The sequence below is a fragment of the Rhodanobacter sp. OR87 genome (assembly GCF_000473345.1).
GTDB classification, from domain to species: Bacteria; Pseudomonadota; Gammaproteobacteria; order Xanthomonadales; family Rhodanobacteraceae; genus Rhodanobacter; species Rhodanobacter denitrificans.
The window spans coordinates 131,907-150,170 of the sequence record NZ_AXBJ01000005.1 but is presented as its reverse complement, the minus strand read 5'-3'; the positions used below and the strand labels follow the sequence as shown (position 1 = coordinate 150,170).

Sequence of the window (18,264 nt, the reverse complement as noted above, 5' to 3'; positions counted from 1 at the left end):
ATGGTCTGTAGCACGCCATCCGGTCCGGCCTGCGCCCCGCCGCGTGTCGGGTCGCGCCGCTGTCACGTCAAGAACGGAACCCGCTCATGGATATGCCCGAAACTCCAGCACCAAGCCGCCTGCAACAGTCGTTCGCGCAGCTGCGCGACGACCTGCAGCAATGCATCATCGGCCAGCCGCACCTGATCGACTGCCTGCTGGTGGCCTTGCTGGCCGACGGCCACCTGCTGGTCGAGGGCGCCCCCGGCCTGGCCAAGACCACCGCGGTGAAGGCGCTGGCGGCGCGGATCGAGGCGGATTTCCACCGCGTGCAGTTCACCCCCGACCTGCTGCCGGCCGACCTCACCGGCACCGACGTGTTCCGCCCGCAGTCGGGCAGCTTCGAGTTCGAGCATGGCCCGCTGTTCCACAACATCGTCCTGGCCGACGAGATCAACCGTGCGCCGGCCAAGGTGCAGTCCGCGTTGCTGGAGGCGATGGCCGAGCAGCAGATCACCGTCGGCCGCCGCACTTGGCAGTTGCCCGAACTGTTCATGGTGATGGCGACGCAGAACCCGATCGAGCAGGAAGGCACGTTCGCCCTGCCGGAGGCCCAGCTCGACCGCTTTCTGATGCATGTGACGATCGGCTATCCGGATGCGGTCGCCGAACTGGCGATACTCAAGTTGGCGCGTGAGCAGGCCAGTCGTCGCGCGCATCCGGTTGCCGCGCCACCGGCGTTGCTCAGCCAGACCGACGTGTTCGCCGCGCGCGATGCGGCGATGGCGGTGCACATGGCGCCGGCGCTGGAGGAGTACCTGACCCAGCTGGTGCTGGCCACCCGCGATGCCGGCCGCTACGGGCCGGAACTGAAGCGCTGGATCGCCTGGGGTGGCAGCCCGCGCGCCACCATCGCGCTGGACCGCTGTTCGCGTGCGCACGCGTGGCTGGCCGGTCGCGATTACGTGCTGCCGGAAGACGTGCACGCGATCGCCCACGAAGTGCTGCGGCATCGCGTGCTGCTCAGCTACGAGGCGGAGGCCGAGGGCGTGCGGCCGGACCAGGTGATCGATCGCCTGCTGGATCTCGTGCCGCTGCCGTGAACGCCGTCGCTTCACATCACGCGGACGGCGACGGCCGCAGCCGGGTTGCGCTGGCCGAACTGATCGCGCTGCGTGCGCGGGTCGGCCGCGTGCGCATGGCGCCGCTGCTCAGCCGTGCCGCGCGCAGCGGTCAGCAGTCCAGCCGTCTATACGGCCGCGGCATGGACTACGCCGAGTCGCGCGTCTACCAGGCCGGCGACGACGTGCGTCGGCTCGACTGGCGGCTCACCGCGCGCAGCGGCAAGCTGCACACCAAACTGTTCCAGGAAGATCGCGAAGGCTGCCTGCTGATCCTGCTCGATACCCATGCCAGCATGCGTTTCGGCACGCGGGCGCGCTTCAAGTCGGTGCAGGCGGCGCGCGCCGCCGCCGCCGCCGCGTGGTACGCGGTGCGCGCCGGCGAGCGGGTCGGGGTGATGGCGTTTGGCCACGCCGATCAGTTGCTGCGGCCGCAGGCCGGGTCGCGCGGTGCCCTGGCGGTGTGCGGCGCGCTGGCCGAGTGGGATGCACAGGCCGCGTCCGATCGCCTCGAGCCGTTGTCCGATGCGCTGGCCCGTGCCAGTCGCGTGCTGCATGGTGCCAGCCGCGTGCTGCTGGTCAGCGACGGATTCAGCTGCGACGCATCGGCACGGCAGCGCTTGCTCGACCTGGGCCGGCATGCCGGGGTCAGCGTGCTGGTGGTGGCCGATGCGCTGGAACTGGCGCCGGCCCCACCGGGGCGCTACCCGCTGGAGCATGCCGGCGAGCGCTGCGAAGTGCTGCTGCAGTCCGAGCGTCAGCGCAGCGATTTCCAGCGTGCGCTGGGTGCCGGTCCGGCCCGGCTTGGTGAGCTGGCGCAATCGCTGGGCTTGCGCTGGAACAGCATCGACACCACCGCCGATGCGTTCGACGCGGTCAGCGGCCTGCTTGGCGCGCGGAGGCCGGCGCGATGATGCCGTCGTCCGCCCAGCCCGCGTCGTTGCCCGGTCCGCCATTGCGCGATATCCACCTGCCGCCCGAGCCGTTCTGGTGGCCGCCGGCGCCGGGCTGGTGGACGCTGGCCGTGCTACTGTTGGCGCTGCTGCTGGCCGGCGTCTGGTGGTGGCGACGGCAGCGCCGCACGCTTCGTCAACGCCGACAGGTGCTCGGCGAACTCGATCGACTCGCACAGCAGCATCGGCACGACGGCGATGGGCTTGCGTTGGCGAGTGCGCTGCACCAGTTGCTGCGCCGGGTGGCGCGCCAACATGATGCGCAGGCCACGCGACAACGCGGCGACGCCTGGCGGCAGACGCTGATGCGGGTGCCGGTCGATGCCGCCACGCTGCAGCAACTGCTGGCGCTGGACCAGCAGATCTATCGACCCCCCGCATCGTTCGACCATGCAGCCAGCGTGGCGGCCGTGCGGGCGTGGCTGCGGCTGGCGTTGAAGCCGGCGAGCTGGAAGCCGGCCGCGATGGAGCACGCCGATGGCTGAGTTCGCCTGGCCCTGGGTGATCGTGCTGCTGCCGCTGCCGTGGCTGCTGCGCCGCTGGCTGCGTCCGGCCGCGCCCGGGCAGGCGCTGCATCTGCCGCAGCCGGGTATGCGATTGGCTACCGTCGTCGGCAGCCGCGCGCATGGCACCACACCGTGGCTGCTGGCGCTGGCCTGGTTGTGCCTGCTGGCCGCGGCAGCGCGGCCGCAGTGGGTGGGGCCGCCGCAGGCGCAGCAGCGCAGCGGGCGTGCGCTGATGCTGGCGGTGGACCTGTCCGGCAGCATGCGCACCGGCGACATGCAGCTGGCCGGCCAGGACGTCAGCCGCTTCGGCGCGGTCGAGGCGATCGCCGGCGATTTCATCAGCCGTCGCAGCGGCGACGAGATGGGGCTGATCCTGTTCGGCAGCCAGGCCTTCCTGGTGACGCCGCTGACCTACGACCTCAGTGCAGTGCGCGCGCAGCTGCAGGGCGCGGCGGTGGGCCTGGCCGGCACCGAAACGGCGATCGGCGACGCCATCGCGGTGGCGGTGAAGCGGCTGGCCGCGCTGCCCGAGCAGGCGCGCGTGCTGGTGCTGCTCACCGACGGCGTCAACAACGCCGGCAGCATCGCGCCGCGCGATGCGGCGCGCGCGGCGAAGGCGGCCGGCGTGCGCATCTACACCATCGGCATCGGCGCCACGCGCATGCGCATCCCCGGTTTCTTCGGCAGCCAGCTGGTCAATCCCTCGGCCGACCTCGATGCGGACATGCTCACCGACATCGCCACGCAGACCGGCGGGCGCTTCTTCCGCGCCACCGACAGCGGCGAGCTGGCCGATGCGTATCGCGCGATCGACGCGCTGGAACCGATGCCGCAGCACGGCCCCAGCCTGCGTCCGCGGCATGAGCTGTTCCGCTGGCCGTTGCTGGCCGCGATCGCGCTGCTGTTGCTGGTGATCGTGCCGCGCCGCTTCACGCGCACGCGGAGGTTGCTCGCATGAGCGAGCTGCTGCAGCAATTCCATTTCCTGCGGCCGTGGTGGCTGGCTGCGCTGCTGTTGTTGCCGCTGCTGGGTTGGCTCGGCGTGCGCCGCAACGTGGCGCAGGTGGAGCTGTCGCGGCTGGTCGACGCCGAGTTGCTGCCGCATCTGTTGCGCGGGCGTGCTGGCAACCGCAGCCTGCCGCTGTGGCTGTTCGCGCTGGGCTGGACGCTGTGCGCGCTGGCGCTGGCCGGGCCGACCTGGAGCCGCGTCGAGCAGCCGCTGTACGCGAGCCGTGCGGCGCAGGTGGTGGCGATCTCGCTGTCGCAGCGCATGCTGGCGCGCGACGTGGCGCCGAGCCGACTCGACCGCGCGCGCTACAAGGCGCGCGACCTGCTGCACGCCAACCAGGATGGGCTCAACGCGCTGGTCGGCTACGCCGGCGAGGCCTTCGTGGTGGCGCCGCTGACCTCCGATGCGCACAGCCTCGACGACCTGCTCGAGGCGATGGCGCCGGACACCATGCCGGTGGACGGCGACAACGCGGCGGCGGCGATCGAGCGCGGCGTGGCGCTGATCCAAGGCGGCAAGGTCAGCGGCGGTTCGCTGGTGCTGATCACCGACCAGGCCGATGCCGCGGCCGAGGCTGCGGCGCGCAAGGCGAACGCCGCCGGTGTGCGGGTCTCGGTGCTTGGCGTAGGTACGCCGCAGGGCGGCCCGGTGCCGTTGCCCGATGGCGGCTTCCTGCGCGATGCGCAGGGCGGCATGCTGCTGGCCCGCCGCGACGATGCCGCGCTTGCAGCGCTGGCCGCGGCCGGCGGCGGCCGCTATGTGGCGATGAGCGCGGACCAGCGCGACGTCGACGCGCTGCATGCGCAACTGCGCAGCGCGAAGGCGACCTTGGCCGACGGGCAGGTCGGCGACGCCTGGCAGGATCGCGGCGCGTGGCTGCTGCTGCCGCTGCTGCCGCTGGTGGCGCTGGCGTTCCGCCGCGGCTGGCTGCTGGTGCTGCCACTGGTCGTGCTGCCGTTGTGGCCGGGAACGGCTGCGGCGACGACGTGGCAGGACTTGTGGCTGCGTCGCGACCAGCAGGCTGTGCAGGCCTTGCACGCGGGCGATGCGAAGCAGGCGCAACAGCTCGCGCGCGACCCGGCCTGGCGTGGCGCCGCGGCGTATCGCGCCGGCGACTATGCGGCCGCGGCGCAGGCCTTGCGGCAGGCGCCCGGCGGCGGCGCGGCGTACAACCTCGGCAACACGCTGGCGAAACAGGGCGCATACCAGCAGGCGCTCGCGGCCTACGACCATGCGCTGCAGCTCGACCCGGCCAACGCCGACGCGAAGGCGAACCGCCAGGCGGTCGAGGACTGGCTGCGCCAGCAGCAACAGCAGCCGTCGGACCAGAAGGAACACGAGGGTCACGGCGGCAAGCAGAATCAGTCGTCGCAGGGCGAGCAGGGCAAGAGCGGCAAGCAGGGTGCGAAGGATCAGTCGTCCGCAGCGGACGATGCCGAGCCATCCAGCCAGTCGGGCCAGGATGGCAAGTCGCAGGCGCAGGATCCGTCCGGCAAGAATGCATCGCAGCAGGGCAAGTCCGCGCAGGGCGGTGCCGATCAGCCCAAACCGCAGACCGCGCAGCAGCAGGCCGAGCAGCAGGCGCAGGTGGAACAGGCGCGGCAGGCGTTGAAGCAGCAGATGGACGCCGCGCTGGCGAAGCCGGGCGACGGCAACGCGGGGCACCAGCTCGGCGCGCTGGCCAAGGACGATCCGCAGGCGAAACTGCCGGCCGACCTGCGCCATGCCCTGCAGCGCGTGCCGGACGATCCCGGGGCCCTGCTGCGGCGCAAGTTCGAACTGGAATACCAGCAGCGCCACGGCGGCGCGCCGAGCGAGGATGGACAGCCGTGAAGTTCCGACATGTCGTGTGCAGCTGCCTGCTGATGCTGGCGTCGCTACCGGCGCTGGCCGCTGCCGCCGAGGTGACCGCCACGCTGGATCGCGACCACGTGCAACTGGGCGAGACGGTGACGCTCAACCTGCGCGTGCAAGGCGACGCTGGCGCCAGCGCGCCCGACCTGCGCGCGCTGAACCAGGATTTCCAGTTGCTCGGCACGTCGCAGAACAACAGCCTCAGCGTGATCAACGGCCAGGCCAGCTCCGAACTGACCTTCGGCGTGGCACTGCGTCCGCGCCACGTCGGCGTGCTGCAGATCCCCGCGCTGAGCGTGGCCGGCCAGCGCACGGCGCCGCTGCAGCTCACCGTGACGGCGCCGGATCCGGCCGCGGCCGCCGCCACGCAGCGCGACGTCTTCATGGAGTCGCAGGTTGAGCCGGCGCATGGCTACGTCGGCCAGCAGCTGACCTATGTGGTGCGGCTGTACTACGCCAACCGCATCGGTGGCGACGCGCCGCCGCCGCCGCAGGTCGACGGCGTGGAAGTCAGCGCGCTCGGCAAGGGCCTGAACTACGACGCCGAGCGCGGCGGGCGTACGTATCACGTGCTGGAACAACGCTACGCGCTGATTCCGCAGCACGCCGGACAGGTCGAGATTCCGCCGGTGGATTTCCAGGGCGAGGCCGCCGACCCGCGCGATCCCAACAGCTTCTTCGGCGCCACCGTGCCGGTCAGCGCCAGCGCACCGGCGCAGACGATCACGGTGAAACCGGCGCCGGCCGACTGGGGCGGCAGCGCGTGGCTGCCGGCGCGCCAGCTGAGCCTGAGCCTGGACGGCTGGCCCACCGCGCAGGATGCGCCGCCGCGGGTCGGCCAGCCGCTCAACCTCACCATGAACCTGCAGGCCAGCGGCCTGTCGTACGAGTCGCTGCCGGCGCTGAGCCTGCCGCCGCTGGACGGCGCCACGGTGTACCCGGACAAGCCGGTCACCGGCAACCGCCAGGACGGCGAGTGGATCATCGGCCGGCGCCAGCAGTCGTTCGCGATCGTGCCCGAACGCGCCGGCACGCTGACCATCCCCGCCACCACGCTGAAGTGGTGGAACGTGCTGACCGACAAGATGGAAGTGGCACAGATTCCGGCGCACAGCGTCAGCGTGCTGCCAGCGATCGGTGCGGCGGCCACGCCGCCGCCCGCCGCACCGGCGGCGGTGCACGGCGCCGCGGCCGCGCCAGCCGGCACCGCCGCCGCGCCAGCCTCCACGCCATGGCGCTGGATCGCGCTGGCCAGCCTCGGCCTGTGGCTGCTCAGCGCGCTGGCCTGGTGGCTGTGGCGGCGTCGCCGGCGCGCGTCGTCGGTGACGCCGGCGGCGGCGCGCACCTCGGTGCGCAGTGGCCAGCTGGCCTTCCTCGCCGCGGCGCGCGGCAGCGATCCGGCCGCGCAGGCGCGCAGCCTGCTGGCATGGGCGCGGGCGGAGCGGCCGGCGATCCAGCACCTGGGCGAACTGGCCACGGTACTGGACGACGCGGCGCAGCGCGCCGTCATCGACGCCTTGCAGCAGCGCCGCTACGCCGACACAGCGCCGCCGGACGCCGGGGCGAACCTGGCCGAGGCGTTCAAGCGCGGCTTCGCCTGGCGTGCCACGGCGGTGGCCAGCGAGGACTCCGGGTTGCCGCCGCTGTATCCGTTCAAGCTGCACTGAGCGGCTTGCGCTGCGGGGGCGCTGCCTCGCCTGGTCGGGGCGGTGTCCGCCTACGGCGCCAGCGCCTGCTGAAACACCGCGCGCATGGCGTCGCTGAAGCAGCACAGCGTCACCTCGATGTCGTCGTCCGCAGCAGCCAGCGCGTCGCGCAAGGTGGCCACCGCCACCGCGGCGGCCTGCGCGGCGGGGTAGCCGTAGACGCCGCAGCTGATCGCCGGAAACGCGATCGTGCGCAGCGCCCGTTCGCGCAGCAGGCGCAGCGCGTTGCGGTGGCAACGCGCCAGCAATTCGGCTTCGCCCTCGTCGCCGCCGTGCCAGACCGGACCCACCGTGTGGATCACCCAGCGCGCGGGCAGCGCGAAGCCGGGCGTGATGCGCGCCTCGCCGATGGGGCAGCGCACGCCGGTGGCGGATTCGGGCAGCGCGCGGCAAGCCTGCAGCAGGGCCGGGCCGGCGGCGCGGTGGATCGCGCCGTCCACGCCGCCGCCGCCGAGCAGGCCGGGGTTGGCCGCGTTGACGATGGCGTCCGGCGCCAGGCGGGTGATGTCGGCATGAACGACTTTGATGGGCATGGATCGACGGCTTACCTTATGCTTCGGGCAGGCATTGGCGCGGCGGAGCGGCAACGGATCATGGCGAAAACGGAAGACCTTTCCTTCGGCTACCTGCTCAGCGACGTGACCTTGCTGTTCCGCAAGCACTTCGACCGGCGCGCGGTGAAATTCGGCCTGACCCGCGCGCAGTGGCGTGCGACCAAGGTGTTGTACCACCGCGAAGGCCTGCGGCAAACCGAGCTGGCCGAGTTTCTGGAAATGGAGCCCATTGCGGTGGGCCGGGTGATCGACCGCCTGCAGGCGGCCGGCTTCGTCGAGCGCCGGCCGGATCCGAAAGACCGGCGCGCCTGGCGGCTGTACGTCACCGAGCAGGCGCGCGTGATCGTGGGCGACATGGAGATCATCGCGCGCGAGCTGCGCAAGGATGCCACCCGCGGCATCGACCACGACGAGCTGCAGCAGGCGCTGGCGGTGATCGGCCGGATCAAGGACAACCTGCTGGCGCTGGAGCAGGGCGACGGCACGTCCTGAGGCGCGCCTGCGGCGGTGCTGGCCAGTGCCATCGGTCGGGGGCCTGCGCAGCGGAAATCGCGGCATAGTGGCGCTTGGTGCGTCTCGCGCCGGGTCAACCCGAAGCCGCTGGGCGCGTTGTCACGGGCTTGGTGCGTGCTCATCCGCCTGGCGGTTCCCCGACCGCACCAACCCGCATCGCCACCGCGCGTGGCGCGAAGATCGAGAAGCTCTCGCGCATGTCCTGGAAAAAAATCGCCCTCGTCGTGGCCGCCTTGCTGGCGGTCGCCCTGGCCATGCACTTCAGCCGCGGCCGCGGCGACAGCAGCAAGGCCGCCAGGGCACCGGCCGCGGTGCCGGTCGAGGTGGCCAGCGCCACCCGGGGCGACGTCGAGCTGTCGCTGAAGCTGGTCGGCCGGGTCGAGGCCTGGTCGACGGTGAGCCTGCGCGCGCGGGTCTCCGGCCAGCTCCAGTCGCTGTCGTTCACGCCCGGCGCGCTGGTGCGCAAGGGCAGCATGCTGGCGCAGATCGACCCGCGGTTGCTGCGAGCGCAGCTGGACCAGGCACGCGGCAGCGTGGCGCGCGACCTGGCACTGCTGCAGAAGGCGCAGGCCGACCAGCGGCGCTACGCCGACATGCTGGGCAAGGGCTTCGTCTCGAAGGCGGACTACGACCTGTACCAAGCCAACCTGGCGGTGGCCCGCGCCACCCTGCAAAGCGACCGGGCCGCGCAGGAGCTGGCGCAGACTCAACTCGACTACGCGCGCATCGTCGCCCCGTTCGACGGCATCGCCGGGGCGCCGCTGGTCTGGCCGGGCGCGCAGATCAGTGCCGACAGCACCGACATCGTGGTGCTCAACCAGGTCGAGCCGGTGCGCGTGGCGTTCAACATTCCCGAGGACAGCCTGCCCGCCGTGCGCGCCGCGCTGGCCAGCGGCGCGGTCGCTGTGCAGGTGACCGTTTCCGGCGACAAGGGCACGCCGCTGGCCGGCACGCTGGAATTCATCGACAACGCGGTCGACGCCACCACCGGCACGATCGTGCTGAAGGCGCGCTTCGACAACGCCGGGCATCGGCTCACCCCCGGCCAGTTCGTGCAGGTGAGCCTGCCCACCACGCGCCTGGCCAACGTGGTCAGCGTGCCGGTGCATGCGCTGCAAAGTTCCAGCAGCGGCAGTTTCGTGTTCGTGCTCGGTGCCGACGGCAAGGTGCAGCAGCGCTACGTCACCCCCGGCCCGACCAGCGCCGGGCGTACCGTCATCGACAAGGGCCTGAAAGGCGGCGAGCAGGTGGTCACCGAAGGCCAGATGCTGCTGGTCGACGGCAGCGCCGCCGTCGTCCGGCCGGGTTGAGCCGATGAATATCCCCGAGCTCTGCATCCGCCGCCCGGTGATGACCACGCTGCTGATGACGGCGCTGCTGGTGTTCGGCATCGTCGCCTATCCGCAGCTGCCGGTGAACGAGCTGCCGAACGTCGATTTCCCCACCATCAGCATCAGCGCCAGCCTGCCCGGCGCCTCGCCGGAGACGATGGCATCGGCGGTGGCCACGCCGCTGGAAGGCCGGCTGTCGACCATCGCCGGGATCAGCTCGATGAGCTCGACCAGCGCGCTCGGCTCCACCTCGATCACGCTGAGCTTCGAGCTGGATCGCAACATCGACGCGGCGGCGCAGGACGTGCAGGCGGCGATTTCCTCGGCGCTGCGCCAGTTGCCGAAGGAGATGACCACGCCGCCCACGTTCCGCAAGGTCAACCCGGCCGACGCGGCGATCCTGTACCTGGCGATGAGCTCGTCGACGATGCCGCTGACCCAGGTCGACGAATACGCCGAGACCGAGCTGGCGCAGCAACTGTCGATGATCGACGGCGTGGCCCAGGTGAACGTGTACGGCTCGCAGAAATACGCGGTGCGGATCAGCGTGGACCCGGACCGGCTGGCCGCCAGCGGCATCGGCATCGACCAGGTGCAGAACGCGATCGCCGACGCCAACGTCAACCAGTCCACCGGCTCGCTGTACGGCAAGCGCCAGCAGCTGCCGATCCGCAGCGACGGCCAGCTGCTGCGCGCGGCCGCCTACAACGACGTGGTAGTGGCGTACCGCAACGGCGCGCCGGTGCATGTGGGCGACATCGGCCAGGCGCGCGACAGCGTGCAGGACGACCAGCGCGTCAGCTCGCACAACGGCAAGCAGGCGATCGTGCTGGCAATCCAGCGCCAGCCGGGTGCGAACACGGTGGCCACGGTGGACCGGATCAAAGCCGTGCTGCCCAGCTTCCGCGCCGGGCTGCCGCCTTCGATCACGCTGGACACGCTGTACGACCGCTCGCAGTCGATCCGCGATTCGGTCGACGACGTGCAGTTCACCCTGCTGCTGGCCGGCGCGCTGGTGGTGTTCGTGATCTACCTGTTCCTCGGCAACCTGTCCGCCACGCTGATCCCGGCGGTGGCGCTGCCGATCTCGGTGCTGGGCACGTTCGGCGTGATGTACGCGCTGGGCTACAGCCTGGACAATCTCTCGCTGCTGGCGCTGACTCTCGCGGTCGGCTTCGTGGTGGACGACGCGATCGTGATGCTGGAGAACATCGTGCGCCACATGGAAGCGGGCGTGCCGCCCTACGAGGCGGCGCTGCAGGGCGCCGCCGAGGTCGGCTTCACCATCTTCTCGATGACGCTGTCGCTGATCGCGGTGTTCATCCCGGTGATGTTCATGGGCGGCATCGTGGGTCGGCTGTTCCATGAATTCGCGGTGGTGATCAGCGTGGCGATCCTGATCTCCGGCATCGTCGCGATCACGCTGACGCCGATGCTGTGCAGCCGCTTCGTCAAGGCGCACGACCATGAGGACGGGTCTCACAAGAGCAGGAACTGGCTGATCGCCGGCTTCGATCGCGGCTTCGGTGCCGTGCAGCGCGGCTACGCGGGCAGCCTGCGCTGGTGCATGGAGCGTCCGCGGCTGGTGCTGGCGGCTTTCGGCGTGAGCCTGCTGGCCACCGCGCTGCTGTTCTATGCGACGCCGAAGGATTTCATCCCGGCCGGCGACAACGGCCAGTTGCGCATCAACACGGAAGGACCGGAGGACGTGTCGTTCGACGGCATGCTGGCGCGCCAGCAGCGGCTGGTCGAGATCGTGGCGCAGGACCCGAACATCGCCGGCTACATGTCCACCGTGGGCGCGGGCGGCCCGCGCAGCACGATCAACAACGGTTCGATCCTGCTGCTGCTGAAGCCGGCGCATCAGCGCAAGCTTGGCCCGGACGGCATCATTCAGGAGCTGCGGCCGAAGCTGGCGTCGGTGGCGGGCATCCGCAGCTATATCCAGAACACGCCGGCGATCCAGATCGGCGGGCGCCAGTCCAAGGCGCAGTACCAGTACACGCTGCAGTCGGTGAGCCTCGACCAGTTGTACGAGTGGAGCGGCAGGGTGACCCGCGCGTTCGCCGCGCTGCCGGGCTTCGAGGATGTCACCAACGACCTCGACCTCAACAGCCCGTCGATCATGGTCAAGGTCGACCGCGCCAAGCTGGCGCCGCTCGGCCTCACCATGGCGCAGGTGCAGACCGCGCTGGGCATCGGCTTCGGCCAGAACCAGGTTTCCACCATCTACGGTTCGGCCACGCAGTACTGGGTGATCCTGCAGGTCGAGCGCAAGCTGCAGGACGACCCGGCGGTGCTGTCGCAGCTGTACGTCACCTCGAACCGCGGCAGTCTGGTGCCGCTCAGCGCGGTGGCCAGCTTCGATCGCGAGCCGCAGGCGCTGACGGTGAACCACCAGGGCCAGCTGCCGGCGGTGACGGTATCGTTCAACCTGGCGCCCGGCGTGTCGCTCAGCGACGCGGTGGCGAGCATCGACGGCGCGATGGGCAAGCTAGGCCTGCCGGCGACCATCAGCGGCAGCGTGCAGGGCACCGCGCAGGCGTTCCAGCAGTCCATGCAGGGCATGGGCATGCTGTTGCTGCTGGCGGTGTTCGTGATCTACCTGGTGCTGGGCATCCTGTACGAGAGCTTCATCCACCCGCTGACCATCCTGTCCGGCCTGCCGGCGGCGGCGGTCGGCGCGCTGCTGACCCTGGCGATCTTCCACGCCTCGCTGGACCTGTTCGCCTTCGTCGGCATCGTGATGCTGATCGGCATCGTCAAGAAGAACGCGATCATGCTGATCGACTTCGCGCTGGAACGTCAGCGCGAGGAAGGCATGGCGCCGGCGCAGGCGATCGCCGAGGCCTGCCGCGTGCGCTTCCGCCCGATCATGATGACCACCATGGCCGCCTTCGCTGGCACCCTGCCGATCGCGCTGGGCATCGGTGCCGGCGCCGAGGTGCGCCGCTCGCTGGGCCTGGCCGTGGTCGGCGGTCTGGTGTTCTCGCAGATCCTCACGCTGTACCTGACGCCGGTGATCTACATCTACATGGACCAGCTGCAGCAACGCTTCGCGCGATCGGGCCGGGCATTGCCGGCGCGGTAGCTTGCAGCGTTCAGCCGTCCGCGACTAGGCTGGCCGCTCCGTCATCGAGGGAGCGGACATGCGCAGCCTGACATCGGTCGTCACTGTATTCGCCGCCGTCGCCGGCATGGCCATCGGCGCCACCGCCTGCGCCGGCACCCCCGCGCAGATGGACGCCGCCACCCTGCAGGCCTGGGCCGGCAAGCCGTGGGACAAGGCCACGCTGATGAACACCACGGTGGAATTGGGCCGCTACCGCAACGTGCCGGTGGTCGCCGAATTCCCCTGTTCGGACGTCTGCCCGCAATACACCGTGCGCATCATCCACTACCAGCTGCCGCCGGAAGCCTCGTGCGCCAGCGTGGGCGGCGTCGAGAAGGAAGTGCTGGTGCCGGTCGCGATCGCCGTGATGCCGAAGACGTTCTGCATCCCCGAACCGCTGGTGGCGTCGGGTGCGTACTACGCGAAGTGAGCGTCGCTGTGCTCCTCCCCCTGCAACGCAAGGGGAGGCAGGCGACCGGAGAAAGTCTTTCAGGTGAGGGGCTTTTGATCTTGCGGCGAAGAGCGACCCCACCCCAACCCTCCCCTGCGAGCAGGGGAGGGAGCAAGGCAGGGCTCCCTGCTTGCGGGAGAGGGAGGCGGGGTTACTCGCCGGCGCCGTCCTTGGCGAACGCGCCCGGCGCGGAGCCGAAGTCGCCGTGGGCCTGGGCGGCCATGTACGAGAACGCGGCGTACACCGCCACGTTCTGCGCCAGCTCGGCGGGATCGATCTTGTCCAGCGTGTCGTTCGGCGTGTGGTGCCAGTCGAAGTACTTCGTGCCGTCCTGGGTCAGCGACAGCGCGGCCATGCCCTTGGCATGCATCTGCGACAGGTCCGAGCCGCCGCCGCCGGGACGCGTGGCGTCGTAGGCCACGCCGACCGGCTCCAGCACCCTGGCGATCTGGCCGATCGCGTCGCGTGCCTCGGGCTTCACGCTGGCGCTCATGCGCCAGATCGGGCCGGCGCCGAAATCCGACTCGGTGCCGAGCTGGAACTTCGCCACTTCGCCCGCGTGCTTCTCGGCGTAGGCGCGGCCGCCCCACAGGCCCATCTCCTCGTTGGCGAACGCGATCACCCGAATGGTGCGGTCGGGGCGCTGCGGCAGGTCGTGGATCAGCTTGCCGGCGGCCATCGCGATCGCCACGCCGGCGCCGTCGTCGATCGCACCGGTGCCCAGGTCCCACGAGTCGAGGTGGCCGCCGATCGCCACCACCTGGTGGGGATGCTTGCGGCCGGTGATCTCGCCGATCACGTTGGCTCCGGTGTATTCGCCGACGATGCCGCAGTCGAGGTCGAGCTTCAGCGTGACCGGCTTGCCGTAGGCCAGGACGCGGGTGAGCTGGTCGGCGTCGGGGTTGGACAGCGCGGCGGCGGGGATCGCCTTGGCCGGATCGCGGAAGCCGGTGACGCCGGTGTGCGGCGCGCGCTCGTGCGCGTCGGTGCCGGCCGAGCGCAAGAGATAGCCGGCCGCGCCCTTCTCCGCGGCGAGCACCGGACCGGCCACGCGCACCGCCGAGCCCATGCCGTAGCCGTGGCCGTCCTTCGCGCGTTCCATGCGGTAGTCGACGTAGACGATCTTGCCCTTGATGGCGGCCGGATCGGCTGCCTTCAGCGCGTCGAGGCTGTCGAACCTCACCACCTCGGCGCGCAGCCCGCCCTTGGGCGTGGCGGGCGAATAGCCCAGCGCGGTCAGCGCCAGCGGCTGCGGGAACGGCGCCACGATCGCGGCGCGCTCGCTGCGGCGCACCCACAGCGGGTACGTGACCGGCTCGGTGTAGACCTTGTCGTAGCCCAGCTCCTTGAACTTCGCCACGGCCCAGTCGACCGCGCGGCGGTCGGCTTCGCTGCCGGCCAGGCGCGCGCCGACCTCGGTGGTCAGCGAGGCGGTGACCTGGTACGCGGTGTCGTCGTGCAGCGCACGGTCACGCAGCTGTTCGGCCGTCTTTACGGCCGTGGTGGGAATCGTGGTGGTGGCGGCACTGGCGATGCCGCTGGCCAGCAGGCCGGCGGCAAGCAGGGTGAGGGGTAGACGGCGCATCGGGGAACTCCGCGTGGGGGAACCCCGATTATGGCGTGCCTGCCGTTGGCCGCTTAGGCCAGAAGTCACGGATGGCCGAAGGCCGGCACAGGAGCGCACAAGGTGCGCTCCTGCACGGACTACGGCCGGTTCTTCAGCAGGTCGCGGATTTCGGTGAGCAGGGCCACGTCGGCCGGCGGCGCGGCGGGTGCTTCTTCCTGCTTGCGGCTGAGTTTGTTGATCGCCTTGACCACCATGAAGATCGCGAACGCGATGATGATGAACTGGATCAGCGTGTTGATGAAGGCGCCGTACTGGATCGCCACTTCGGCGATCTTGTGCTTCGGATCGCTGTCGTCGCCGGGCTTGAGCACCCACTTCATGGCGGAGAAGTCGATGCCGCCGGTGAGCCAGCCGATCGGCGGCATGATGATCTGGTCGACCAGGGAGGTGACGATCTTGCCGAACGCGCCGCCGATGACCACGCCGACCGCCAGGTCGATGACGTTGCCACGCATGGCGAAGGCCTTGAACTCGCTGATCATGCTCATGCTGCGGGTACTCCCTCTGATGGGCCGGATGGCGGGGCGACTTTAGCGCGCCAACGTAGACGCGCACAGATGAAGGTGGTGTGGAAGCGTCAGGCGATGCGCCCGTCCAGTGCCGCCACGCCGACCAGCTCGGCGTGGAAGCGGTCGCCGCGCTGTAGCGCTGCCACGCCGGCGGGGGTGCCGGTGAAGACCAGGTCGCCGGCCTTCAGCTCGAACAGCGTGGACAGCGCCGCGAGGATGTGCGGCACGTCGTGCACCATTTCGCCCAGCATGGCCCGCTGGCGCAGCTTGCCGTTCACGTGCAGCCGCAACACGGTCTGTGCGCCTACCGTCGCCGCGCCGACCGGGCGCAGCGCGGAGACCGGCGCGGAGTGGTCGAAGCCCTTGGCCACGTCCCACGGGTGGCCCTTCGCCTTGGCCTGCGCCTGCAGGTCGCGACGGGTCAGGTCCAGTCCCACGCCATAGCCCCACACCAGCGCCGCGGCCTGGTCGGGGCTGAGATCGCGGCCGCCGGCACCCAGCGCCACCACCATTTCCACTTCGTGATGCAGGTCGGCGGTGGCCTGCGGGTAGGGCACGTCGGCGCCGTCGGCGACCACCGCGTCGGCCGGCTTGCAGAAGAACATCGGCGCGGCCGGGTCCACGCTGGCGCCCATCTCCCGCGCGTGTTCGGCGTAGTTGCGGCCGATGCAAAATACCCGGCGGATCGGGAAGCGCTGGTCGGAGCCGGTGATCGGCAGGCTGGGGACGGCGGGCGGGACGAAGGCGTAGTTCATGGCCGCAAGCGTAGCAAAGCCGGGCCGGGTGCGGCGCCGGATGCCGTCCGCCGCGGCGTGTCGATCCGCGGCGCTCCCGTTCGTCGTGGGCAGGGGACGCCCGGCTGCGGGTGACAGCTGTCATCGGCGATGGTTGATGCCATGCTCTGGCAGCGCGCCGGCAGGGCGTCCATGATGTACCCATGCCTCGAACATGGCCGTTGAAGCGGGAGTGGATGTGGACAACGCGGAACTGTTGAAGGAACTGCGCATCGAGCGCCATCAGCGCGAGGACCATGGGCGCAATCCGGGTCGCTGGCTGTGGATCGGCGGCGCCGCGGTGGTGTTGCTGTTGCTGCTCGGCGGCCTTGCGCAGCTGTTTTTCGGCCAGCATGCGGTCACCGTGCAGACCGCCACCGCGGTGGCGCCCAGCGCCGGCGGCGAGGCCGGCGCGGTGCTGCAGGCCACCGGCTACGTTACCGCGCGGCGCAGGGCCACGGTGTCGGCGCAGATCACCGGCACGCTCACCGCGGTGCTGATCGAGGAAGGCGACCATGTGCAGCAGGGCCAGGTGCTGGCGCGGCTGGACGACCACGCCTGGCGCGCCGCGCTCGATGCCGCCAGGGCGCAGGCCGCCGCCGCCCACGCGCTGGTGGCGCAGTACCAGGCGCAGCTGGCACAGAACGAGCGCGACGCCGCGCGCCAGCAGGAACTGGCAGTGCGCGGACTGGTGCCGAAACAGGCGGCCGAACAGGCGCGCACCCTGCTCGACGGCACGCGCGCCCAGCTCGCCGCGCAGCAGAAGCAGGTGGCCGCCGCCGACGCGCAGGCCGCGGTGGCGCAGGTCAACTTCGACTATTGCGTGGTGCGCGCGCCGTTCAGCGGCGTGGTCACCACCAAGGACGCGCAGGTCGGCGAGATCCTCTCGCCGCTGTCCGCCGGCGGCGGCTTCACCCGCACCGGCGTGGGCACCATCGTCGACATGGACTCGCTGGAGATCGACGTCGACGTCAACGAGGCCTACATCGGCCGGATCAAGCCCGACATGCCGGCCGAGGCGGTGCTGGACGCCTACCCGGACTGGAAGATTCCCGCCCACGTGGTCGCCATCGTGCCTACCGCCGACCGCGGCAAGGCCACCATCAAGGTGCGCGTGGCGCTGGAAAAGAAGGACGCCCGCGTGGTGCCGGACATGGGCGCGCGGGTGTCGTTCCTGGAACAGCAGCCGAAGGCCGCCGTCAGCGTGCCGCAGGGCGTGCTGGTGCCGGCCGCGGCGATCGTGCAGCGCAACGGCCACAGCGTGGTGTTCGTGCTCGATGGCAGCCGGGTGCGCCAGCGCACGGTGGCTCCCGCCACGCAGACCTATGGCGACTTGCGCCTGCTGCCGACCGCGGTGAAGCCGGGTGACAGCGTGGTGGTGTCGCCGCCGGCCGAGTTGAAAGATGGTTCGGACGTCCAGACCAAGAAACCGTAACTGCTTCACTCCATTCATGTAGGAGCCCGCTCGCCGGCGATGCTTTTGGAGCCGGGATTCGGGACTCTGGATTCGGGATTCGCAAAGGCGACAGCATCGCCCACGAGCGGGTTCCTGCGGCATCGCCATCATCGGAGAACCACCCATGTCCACGCTGATCGAGATCAAGGACCTTGCCAAGACCTACGAGCGCGGCAAGCAGAAAGTCGAAGTGCTGCACCACGTCAACCTGGACATTGCCGAAGGCGATTTCCTGGCGCTGATGGGGCCGTCCGGTTCGGGCAAGACCACCTTGCTCAACCTGATCGGCGGGCTCGATGCGCCGAGCGCCGGCAGCATCAGCGTGGGCGGCCAGCGCATCGACCAGTTGGGCGGCGGCGCGCTGGCGAAGTGGCGCGCGTCGAACGTCGGCTTCGTGTTCCAGTTCTACAACCTGATGCCGATGCTGTCGGCGCAGCGCAACGTGGAGCTGCCGCTGCTGCTGACGAAGCTGTCCGGTGCGCAGCGCCGGAAGAACGCCGCGATCGCATTGCAGTTGGTGGGACTGTCCGATCGTGCCGGCCACAAGCCGAGCGAATTGTCCGGTGGCCAGCAGCAGCGCGTGGCGATCGCCCGCGCGATCGTCTCCGATCCCGCCCTGCTGGTCTGCGACGAGCCCACCGGCGACCTCGACCGCCAGAGCGCCGAGGACGTGCTCGGCCTGCTGCAGCAGCTCAACCGCGAGCACGGCAAGACCATCGTGATGGTCACCCACGACCCGAAGGCCGCCGAGTACGCCAGCCATACGCTGCATCTGGACAAGGGCACGCTCGTCGAACAAGCCACGGCATGA

The 18,264-nt window shown here is 70.5% G+C and carries 16 protein-coding genes; 12 read left to right on the top strand and 4 right to left on the bottom strand.

Going from position 1 to position 18,264, the window contains the following annotated elements:
* Window positions 1-86 precede the first annotated feature (86 nt).
* From RHOOR87_RS0106550 to RHOOR87_RS0106525, 6 genes are read left to right on the top strand one after another with little or no spacing between them, the layout of a single operon-like run.
* Window positions 87-1,082, top strand: coding sequence for a MoxR family ATPase (locus RHOOR87_RS0106550; RefSeq protein ID WP_015448754.1), 996 nt, complete (start codon window positions 87-89; stop codon window positions 1,080-1,082).
* On the top strand, window positions 1,079-2,014 hold the full coding sequence (locus RHOOR87_RS0106545; protein ID WP_015448753.1) for a DUF58 domain-containing protein: 936 nt from the start codon (window positions 1,079-1,081) through the stop codon (window positions 2,012-2,014). The genes RHOOR87_RS0106550 and RHOOR87_RS0106545 overlap by 4 nt, the downstream gene beginning before the upstream one ends.
* On the top strand, window positions 2,011-2,538 hold the full coding sequence (locus RHOOR87_RS0106540) for a DUF4381 domain-containing protein (protein ID WP_015448752.1): 528 nt from the start codon (window positions 2,011-2,013) through the stop codon (window positions 2,536-2,538). Before RHOOR87_RS0106545 ends, RHOOR87_RS0106540 begins: the two co-directional genes overlap by 4 nt.
* Complete coding sequence (locus RHOOR87_RS0106535; RefSeq protein WP_015448751.1) at window positions 2,531-3,517, top strand: VWA domain-containing protein; 987 nt, start codon at window positions 2,531-2,533, stop codon at window positions 3,515-3,517. The genes RHOOR87_RS0106540 and RHOOR87_RS0106535 overlap by 8 nt, the downstream gene beginning before the upstream one ends.
* Entirely contained in the window at window positions 3,514-5,400 is a 1,887-nt protein-coding gene (locus tag RHOOR87_RS0106530; RefSeq protein ID WP_015448750.1) for a VWA domain-containing protein, read from the top strand. The genes RHOOR87_RS0106535 and RHOOR87_RS0106530 overlap by 4 nt, the downstream gene beginning before the upstream one ends.
* Window positions 5,397-7,088: a BatD family protein gene (locus RHOOR87_RS0106525; RefSeq protein ID WP_015448749.1), complete on the top strand. Its 1,692-nt coding sequence runs from the start codon at window positions 5,397-5,399 to the stop codon at window positions 7,086-7,088. Before RHOOR87_RS0106530 ends, RHOOR87_RS0106525 begins: the two co-directional genes overlap by 4 nt.
* Window positions 7,089-7,138: 50 nt before the next feature.
* On the opposite strand, the gene RHOOR87_RS0106520 is transcribed toward RHOOR87_RS0106525, so the two are convergent.
* A complete protein-coding gene (locus RHOOR87_RS0106520) occupies window positions 7,139-7,660 on the bottom strand; it encodes an O-acetyl-ADP-ribose deacetylase (RefSeq protein ID WP_015448748.1) in 522 nt (173 codons plus the stop codon).
* Between the two features lie 60 nt (window positions 7,661-7,720).
* Between RHOOR87_RS0106520 and RHOOR87_RS0106515 the strand changes: the two genes are divergently transcribed.
* The 4 genes from RHOOR87_RS0106515 (at window position 7,721) to RHOOR87_RS0106500 (ending at window position 13,067) form a co-directional block, all read left to right on the top strand.
* Window positions 7,721-8,173, top strand: coding sequence for a MarR family transcriptional regulator (locus tag RHOOR87_RS0106515; RefSeq protein ID WP_007509473.1), 453 nt, complete (start codon window positions 7,721-7,723; stop codon window positions 8,171-8,173).
* A 218-nt stretch (window positions 8,174-8,391) separates the two neighbouring features.
* Window positions 8,392-9,504, top strand: coding sequence for an efflux RND transporter periplasmic adaptor subunit (locus RHOOR87_RS0106510; RefSeq protein ID WP_015448747.1), 1,113 nt, complete (start codon window positions 8,392-8,394; stop codon window positions 9,502-9,504).
* Between the two features lie 4 nt (window positions 9,505-9,508).
* Complete coding sequence (locus RHOOR87_RS0106505) at window positions 9,509-12,616, top strand: efflux RND transporter permease subunit (protein ID WP_027484565.1); 3,108 nt, start codon at window positions 9,509-9,511, stop codon at window positions 12,614-12,616.
* Between the two features lie 58 nt (window positions 12,617-12,674).
* Window positions 12,675-13,067, top strand: a complete 393-nt coding sequence (locus tag RHOOR87_RS0106500) for a hypothetical protein (RefSeq protein WP_015448745.1) — start codon at window positions 12,675-12,677, stop codon at window positions 13,065-13,067.
* A 172-nt stretch (window positions 13,068-13,239) separates the two neighbouring features.
* On the opposite strand, the gene RHOOR87_RS0106495 is transcribed toward RHOOR87_RS0106500, so the two are convergent.
* The 3 genes from RHOOR87_RS0106495 to RHOOR87_RS0106485 form a co-directional block, all read right to left on the bottom strand.
* Window positions 13,240-14,673: a M20/M25/M40 family metallo-hydrolase gene (locus RHOOR87_RS0106495; protein WP_027484564.1), complete on the bottom strand. Its 1,434-nt coding sequence runs from the start codon at window positions 14,671-14,673 to the stop codon at window positions 13,240-13,242.
* A 119-nt stretch (window positions 14,674-14,792) separates the two neighbouring features.
* Window positions 14,793-15,203, bottom strand: coding sequence for a large-conductance mechanosensitive channel protein MscL (mscL, locus tag RHOOR87_RS0106490; RefSeq protein ID WP_007509463.1), 411 nt, complete (start codon window positions 15,201-15,203; stop codon window positions 14,793-14,795).
* Between the two features lie 89 nt (window positions 15,204-15,292).
* A complete protein-coding gene (locus RHOOR87_RS0106485; RefSeq protein ID WP_027484563.1) occupies window positions 15,293-15,979 on the bottom strand; it encodes a fumarylacetoacetate hydrolase family protein in 687 nt (228 codons plus the stop codon).
* A gap of 211 nt (window positions 15,980-16,190) precedes the next feature.
* On the opposite strand from RHOOR87_RS0106485, the gene RHOOR87_RS0106480 reads away from it, so the two are divergent.
* The gene (locus tag RHOOR87_RS0106480) at window positions 16,191-17,432 is read left to right on the top strand and encodes an efflux RND transporter periplasmic adaptor subunit (protein ID WP_155950920.1); all 1,242 of its coding nucleotides are present in this window, start codon (window positions 16,191-16,193) and stop codon (window positions 17,430-17,432) included.
* A 145-nt stretch (window positions 17,433-17,577) separates the two neighbouring features.
* The gene (locus RHOOR87_RS0106475) at window positions 17,578-18,264 is read left to right on the top strand and encodes an ABC transporter ATP-binding protein (RefSeq protein WP_007509457.1); all 687 of its coding nucleotides are present in this window, start codon (window positions 17,578-17,580) and stop codon (window positions 18,262-18,264) included.